Raw genomic sequence first — 6556 nt, 5'->3', positions numbered from 1 at the left:
CGTCGGCATGCCCGTGTCGATCAACTTCGACAAGCCGATCAAGGACCGCAAGGCCGTCCAGTCGCACATCGAGGTGAATTCGAGCAGCGGCCAGAAGGTCGTCGGTCACTGGTTCGGCGACCAGCGCATCGACTTCCGCCCGCAGGAGTACTGGAAGGCCAACTCCGACGTCACCCTGAAGCTCGACCTCGACGGCGTCGAGGGCGCGCCGGGCGTCAAGGGCGTGCAGAAGAAGACCATCTCCTTCAAGATCGGTCACGCCCAGGTCTCCACGGTGGACACCAAGTCCCACCAGATGACGGTCGTCCGCGACGGCAAGACCATCAAGACCATCCCGATCTCGGCCGGCAGCCCCGAGAACCCGACGTACAACGGCAAGATGGTGATCTCCGAGAAGTTCAAGGAGACCCGGATGGACGGCTCGACCGTCGGCTTCACCAAGGGCGACGGCAAGGGCGAGTACGACATCAAGGACGTGCCGCACGCCATGCGGCTGTCCACGTCCGGCACGTTCATCCACGGCAACTACTGGGGCAGCGGCATCTTCGGCGTCGCGAACACCAGCCACGGCTGCATCGGCCTGCAGGACAAGCAGGGCGCGGACGACCCGAACACCTCCGGTGCCTGGTTCTTCTCCAACTCCCAGATCGGTGACGTCGTCGAGGTGAAGAACTCGCCCGACAAGACCATCGCCCCGGAGAACGGCCTCAACGGCTGGAACATGGACTGGAACGCGTGGGTGGCGGGCAGCGCCACGGGAGCGTGAGCCCTCCGGGCAGGTAAGCGGTAAACGAAGGGCGGTGGCCCCACGGCAGTGGGGGTCACCGCCCTTCGGCCGTTTCCGGGCGTGCAGCGGTTCGCGGAGAAGGGTCCGCCGCAACGGCGCGTTGCCACGACGTGGCGGACCGGCGGTGCCGTGCCCGCAGGGGCCGGTCCGTTGGTCGAGCGGGTTCGCTGAGAAAGCGTCCGCCGCAACGGCGCTTCGCCACGACGGCGCAGTCCGGCGGTGCCGTGCTCGTAGGGGCCGTAAAACCGCAGGACAAGCGGCTAGCGCGAACCGTAGCGTGCGCAGGATGAGCGATCTTCCGCGACCCGGCGTCGTCGAGCGCCTGAGCAGTACCCCTTCCGAAACCGAGATCGACGCCTGGCACGCCGTCGTCACCGCCGCCCACCGCCACGACCTGCCCGCCGGAGTGCCGGCTCCCGGGCGGGTGGAGACGGCCGGGCAGCTGCGGGTGCCCGCGGCGCGCAGCCGGATCGTCCGGCTGGCCGTGCCGGCACCGGACGGCTCCGGGTACGCGGGCGTCGCCCTGATCCGGCTCTTCGACGACGAAACGAACCGCGGCACCGCCTGGATCGGCCGGCTCGCCGTCCACCCCGCCCGGCGGCGCCGCGGCATCGGCACCCTCCTGTGGGAGGAGATACAGACAGTCCTGACGCACGAGCGGCGGGAATCGGTGAGCCTGGAGCTCGAAATCGGCAGCGTCGGCGAGCAGTTCGCCAAGGACCGCGGGTTCACGTGCGGGCTGCAGCTCGTGCTGTACGTCCAGCGGATCGCCGACGAGACGGCCCCGCCGGAGCTCCCCGCCGGATACCGCTTCGTGGAGTGGACGGGAGCCGTTCCCGCCGCCAATGCCGCCCTCTTCGCCGGCGTACGGAACGCCATGGCCGACGCCCCCATGGGCGAGCTGGACCAGCAGCCCCTGCGGTGGGACGCGGAGAGCGTCACCGCCGCCCAGCGGGGGTTCGTGCAGCGCGGCGGGCTGCTGCACACGGTCGCGGCCGCCGCGCCCGACGGCACGTACGCCGCCTTCACCGAGGTGGGCGTGCGCTCGCCCGGCGACCTCCGCGCCCAGCAGTACGAGACCGCCGTCGCCCCGGCCCACCGCGGCCTCGGCCTCGGGCGGGCCGTCAAGCTGCGCATGCTGCAGGTGCTGCGCGCGCAGGAGCCGCCCGTACGGGAGATCGGCACGCACGTCGCCGACGACAACGGCCCCATGCGGGCCGTGAACAAGATGCTCGGCTACCGGCCGGAGCGGTCCGTGGGGATCTTCCAGGCGCGGATGCCGGAGGAGGGCGTGCGCGGGGGCTCCCCCGCAACGCCTGCGGAATGGTAGCCTCCGCCCGCTGACCTGGGCGGTAACCCCTGGTGCGGCGCGCGTCACGGACAATGGACCGTACCCGTGCCGCCCCGGCGCCGCATCGCGGTGCGCCCGTCCGGCGCGGTGAGCCGTCATGCGTCATGCAAGGAAGAGAGTCCCGTGGCCGAACGCAGGAAGCAGCAGGACCGGCAGGAGGACGCCGCCCTGCTGGAGACCGTCGAGGAGGCCCTCGCCTCCCTCCGCGCGCACGGCCCGGACACCCTCGACGACGCCCTCTACGCCGCCGCCTCCGCCCTGGCCGCCGCGCCCGCCGGCTGGGAGGCCCTCAGCCGCGCCGTCGTGCGCACCGCCTCGGCGACCGTACGGGGCTGCTGGGAGCGCGGCTGGCAGCCCGCCGACGTCATCCGGCTCGCCCGGCGGGAGCTCGGCCCCGCCGAGGTGCGCTTCGCCGTGGCGGCCGTGGCCGCCGAAGCGCGGCGCTACGCCTCCGACACCCTCGGCGCGCGCTGGACCGCGCAGCTGCACGAGCTGCAGGCGCAGGTGTGGTGGGACGACGACGCGGCCTTCCTGGAGGGCTTCGCGCAGCGCGAGCGCCTCAGCCGCTTCGAGACGGTCGCGTGCGCGCTCGCCGCGCTGCGGCTGGCAGCCCGCCTGCCCCGTACGGGCGCGGTCGGGCCGCTGCCCGGCGCCGCGTACGCCCGTCCCGGCGCGCACGTCGAGCCGCGCGTCCTGGGCCGGATCCGGGCGCTGCTCGCCAAGGCCGAGTCCACGGACTTCCCCGAGGAGGCCGAGGCGCTCTCCGCCAAGGCCCAGGAGCTCATGGCGCGCCACTCCATGGACGAGGCGCTGCTGGCCGCGCACGCCGACGGGGCCGCCGGGGTCGCCGCCGAGGGGCCCGGGGCCTGCCGGATAGGCGTCGAGGGCCCGTACGAGTCGGCGAAGGCGCTGCTGCTGGACGCGGTGGCCGGCGCGAACCACTGCCAGGCGGTCTGGTCCGCCGACCACTGCTTCTCCACCGTCGTCGGCTTCGACGCCGACCTGGAGCTGGTGGAGCTCATGTACACGTCGCTGCTGGTGCAGGCGACCACCGCCATGAACCGGGCCGCCGACGCCCACCACGCGGGCGGGCGCTCGCGCCGCACCCGCGACTTCCGCGAGTCCTTCCTCATCGCCTACGCGTCCCGGATCGGCGAGCGGCTCGCGGCGGCCGTGCGGGACGCGACGGCCGAGGCGGTGGCGCAGGAGGCGCGGCCCGAGGTGCTGCCGGTGCTCGCCGCGCGGGACCTCGCGGTCGGCGAGACCGCCGAGCGGCTCTTCCCGCAGACCACGTCGCACCGGCTGCGGGGGCGCGACGCGGACGGCTGGGCGCGCGGGGCGGAGGCGGCGGACGCGGCGGAGCTGGGCTAGCGGGGCTGACGGGGCCGGGCCGGCGGGGCTGACGGGGCTGTTCCGCCGGAGCTCAGCGGGCCTGCTCCGCCGGCGCGAAGTACGTGCCCGGCGGCACCCCCACGCCCCGGCGGAAGGCCGCCACGAACGCGCTCGGCGACCCGTAGCCGACGCGCCGCGCCACGGCCGACACCGTCGCTCCCGCCGCCAGCATCGGCATCGCCGCCTGCAGCCGCAGCTGCGTGCGCCACTGCCCGTACGTCATGCCCGTACCGGTGGTGAAGGCCCGCGCCAGCGTCCGCGCGCTCGCCCCCACGACCGCGCCCCACTCCGCGAGCGTGCGCCCGTCCGAGGGGTCCGCGTGGAGCGCCTCCGCGACGCGGCGGGCGCGGGGGTCGGCGGGCAGCGGCGCGCGGACGGTCGTCACGGAGACGGGGCGCAGGAGGTCGAGGACGACGTCCTCGGCGCGTTGCCGGGGCTCCGCGGGGAGCGCGCCGGTGTCCTGCGCCAGGTAGTTGATCAGCTCCCGCAAGAGGCCCGAGACGGGTACGACTTGAGGCTCGTCCCAGGTCAGCGGGCAGCGCTCCGGCCAGAAGTAGAGGCTGCGGAGCAGCGCGGAGGAGGTCGCGCCGGTCGCGTGCGGGACGCCCGCGGGGATCCAGAGCGCGACGGTCGACGGCAGCACCCACGTACGGCCGCGGGCCCGCACCGCGAGGACGCCGTGGGGCGCCCAGGCGAGCTGGTGCGCCGCGTGCCGGTGGTCGGCGAACCACTCGCCGTCGCCGAGGGCGAAGCTCGCGACGGCGACGGCGGCGCCGGGCGGGGAGACGAGGTGGGGGAGCGGACCCCGCTCCGCACCCGCCGACTGTCCGTTTGACGACATGAGTTGACCTCCTGGCCCGTATACGACACCACTGCCCCGTTCCTAGCCTCAACACATGCCGATGAACCTCGTCCACCGCCGCCTCTGCTCCTCCGACCGCTGGTACCGCGCGATCCGCGACGAACTCCTGCCCTGGGCCCTGGAAGACGTCGATCTGGGCGAGGACTGCCTGGAGATCGGGCCGGGTTACGGGGCGACGACGCGGGTCCTGGTGCGGAAGGCCGGGAAGCTGAGCGTGGTGGAGTCGGACGCGTCGTACGCGGCCCGGCTGCGGCTGCTGTTCGGCGACCGCGTCGACGTCCTCTACGGCGACGGGGCCGACATCCCGCTGCCGGACGGGCGCTTCGACTCGGTCGCCTGCTTCACGATGCTCCACCACGTCCCGACGCTCACCGACCAGAACCGCCTCTTCGCCGAGGCCCACCGCGTGCTGCGCCCCGGCGGCGTCTTCGCCGGCTGCGACGCCCTCAGCAACTGGGGCTTCCGGCTGATCCACCTCGGCGACACGTGCGTCCCGGTACCGCCGGAAACGCTGGAGGCACGGCTGCGGATGGCGGGCTTCGAGGAGTGCACGGTGACGGTGGGGAAGGGAAGTTTCCGCTTCGTGGCGCGGCGGGGGCGGTGAGCCGGGGGATTACCCGCCAGGTAATCGACGGTTGGGGAGGGTGGTCGGAAGAATCCATGCCGTAAAGAGGACTTGAGGAAGGAAGTACGTCAATGACCACGTACGCACTGGGCAGCTTCCGTGACATCGACACCGGCGCCGCCGCGGCCGGGCCTCACCCGGACATCATCACGTACGTCGAACGCATCCAGGCCACCCTCGAACCGTTCGGCGGCCGCTTCCTCGTCCACGGCGCCGAGGTGGAGGTCCTGGAGGGCAGCTGGCCCGGCAACCTGGTGCTGATCGCCTTCCCCGGCCCGGCGGAGGCCCGCGCCTGGTACGCCTCGCCCGCGTACCAGGCCCTCGTCCCGCTGCGCACGGACCACGTGGAGGGCGTGATCATCCTCGTGGACGGCGTCCCGCCCGGCTACGACCCGGCGGAGCTGGGGGCGAAGATGCGGGCGGCCCGCGCGGCGGGGTTGGCTGGCGGGTGAGTTCTGCGCGCGCCGTACAGGGGTCGGCGCGCGCGGAGCTCACCGGGCAGCGGCTTTGAGTGCCAGGGCGCCGGGAGCGCACTGCTCGCGGAGCGCGGCGAGCTCGCCGGGCGGGAGGCGCAGGGAAGCGCCCCGGCGGCTTCCGTCCAGCAGCGCGCACCCCGTGTCGAGCCATTGCGGGAGCGGTTCGACGCCGAAGAACACCGCCAGGCGGCTGAGTTCCCGGCGCGGAGCGTCGAGCAGGTCCTCGTACGCGAGCGGCATCCACTGCCCGCGCGGCAGCCGGCCGAGGTGGCCCGCCGCCTCGGTGACGAGCTCCGACCACAGCGCGCCGAACCGCGCCACGGGAAGGGGCCGGTCCAGCACCAGCGCCGGGTCGAAGGGGACGCTCAGCAGGCCCGACAGCTCCGGGGGCAGGGCCCGCACCTGCTCCTCGGTCAGCGCGCCGCCGGCAGGCGCCGCGCCCGTCCTGCGCTGGATCTCGCGCTGCAGGAGGATCAGCCGGAACCCGGCATGCCGGCTCATGGACAGCGCACAGTCCGGCCCGTCGCGGACCATGTGCACGAAGCGCGCCCCGGGGAACGCGGCGTGCAACTGCGCCACTCTGTGCCCCGAATACCCGGAACGCTCGACGACGGCCGTCCGCCCGAACCGCGCGCACAGCACGTCGAACAGCTGCCGATGGTGCTCGGGAGCCGTCCGCCGCGGCCAGGTCACGACTGACCGCTTCAGCTCTTCGAACAGCCCGTCCGGGTCGTCCGTGAGGTGGGGCAGCGCCATGAGCGACAGGGCGGGGATCCCCGCACCGCCGTGCGGCTCCGCCGCGCGCGGGTGGAGGAACTCGGGGATCGGCATCCCGCTGCGCACCATGGAGTCGAAGGCGGGGTGCGGACCGGCCAGCAGCCGCCAGAACTCCGCGCCGTCGACCGGCGCTTCGGGCAGCGCCCGCGAGCCGACCGACGCCCAGTACTCACTGAGGCTGAGCAGATCAGGATGGGCGCGGACGATCCGCGACAGGGCGGTCGACCCGCTCCGCCCCGTCCCGACGACGAAGGTCACGCTGCGCATACCTCCGCCTACCCGTGCG

At 73.8% G+C, this 6556-nt stretch carries 7 protein-coding genes; 5 read left to right on the top strand and 2 right to left on the bottom strand.

Annotated elements, in window-relative coordinates:
• From ACSNOH_RS16520 to ACSNOH_RS16510, 3 genes are all read left to right on the top strand, one after another.
• The coding region (locus ACSNOH_RS16520; RefSeq protein ID WP_436722098.1) for an Ig-like domain-containing protein at positions 1–766 on the top strand (766 nt) is incomplete at its 5' end.
• 307 nt (positions 767–1073) lie between these two features.
• Positions 1074–2117 (top strand): GNAT family N-acetyltransferase, encoded by a 1044-nt coding sequence (locus ACSNOH_RS16515; RefSeq protein ID WP_436722097.1) that lies wholly within the window; start codon positions 1074–1076, stop codon positions 2115–2117.
• A gap of 144 nt (positions 2118–2261) precedes the next feature.
• On the top strand, positions 2262–3509 hold the full coding sequence (locus ACSNOH_RS16510; protein WP_436722096.1) for a DUF2786 domain-containing protein: 1248 nt from the start codon (positions 2262–2264) through the stop codon (positions 3507–3509).
• Between the two features lie 52 nt (positions 3510–3561).
• On the opposite strand, the gene ACSNOH_RS16505 is transcribed toward ACSNOH_RS16510, so the two are convergent.
• Entirely contained in the window at positions 3562–4371 is an 810-nt protein-coding gene (locus ACSNOH_RS16505) for an AraC family transcriptional regulator (RefSeq protein ID WP_436722095.1), read from the bottom strand.
• Positions 4372–4426: 55 nt separating this feature from the next.
• Between ACSNOH_RS16505 and ACSNOH_RS16500 the strand changes: the two genes are divergently transcribed.
• Both ACSNOH_RS16500 and ACSNOH_RS16495 read left to right on the top strand, forming a co-directional pair.
• Positions 4427–4996, top strand: coding sequence for a class I SAM-dependent methyltransferase (locus tag ACSNOH_RS16500; RefSeq protein WP_436722094.1), 570 nt, complete (start codon positions 4427–4429; stop codon positions 4994–4996).
• Between the two features lie 92 nt (positions 4997–5088).
• Positions 5089–5469 (top strand): DUF1330 domain-containing protein, encoded by a 381-nt coding sequence (locus tag ACSNOH_RS16495; RefSeq protein ID WP_436722093.1) that lies wholly within the window; start codon positions 5089–5091, stop codon positions 5467–5469.
• Positions 5470–5508: 39 nt separating this feature from the next.
• Here the strand turns inward: ACSNOH_RS16495 and ACSNOH_RS16490 are convergent, their stop codons facing one another.
• A complete protein-coding gene (locus ACSNOH_RS16490) occupies positions 5509–6537 on the bottom strand; it encodes a sulfotransferase family protein (RefSeq protein ID WP_436722092.1) in 1029 nt (342 codons plus the stop codon).
• Between the last annotated feature and the right edge of the window lie 19 nt (positions 6538–6556).

Source organism: Streptomyces sp. URMC 127 (assembly GCF_051386535.1).
Lineage (GTDB): Bacteria > Actinomycetota > Actinomycetes > Streptomycetales > Streptomycetaceae > Streptomyces.
This window is presented reverse-complemented; position numbering and strand designations above follow the sequence as displayed.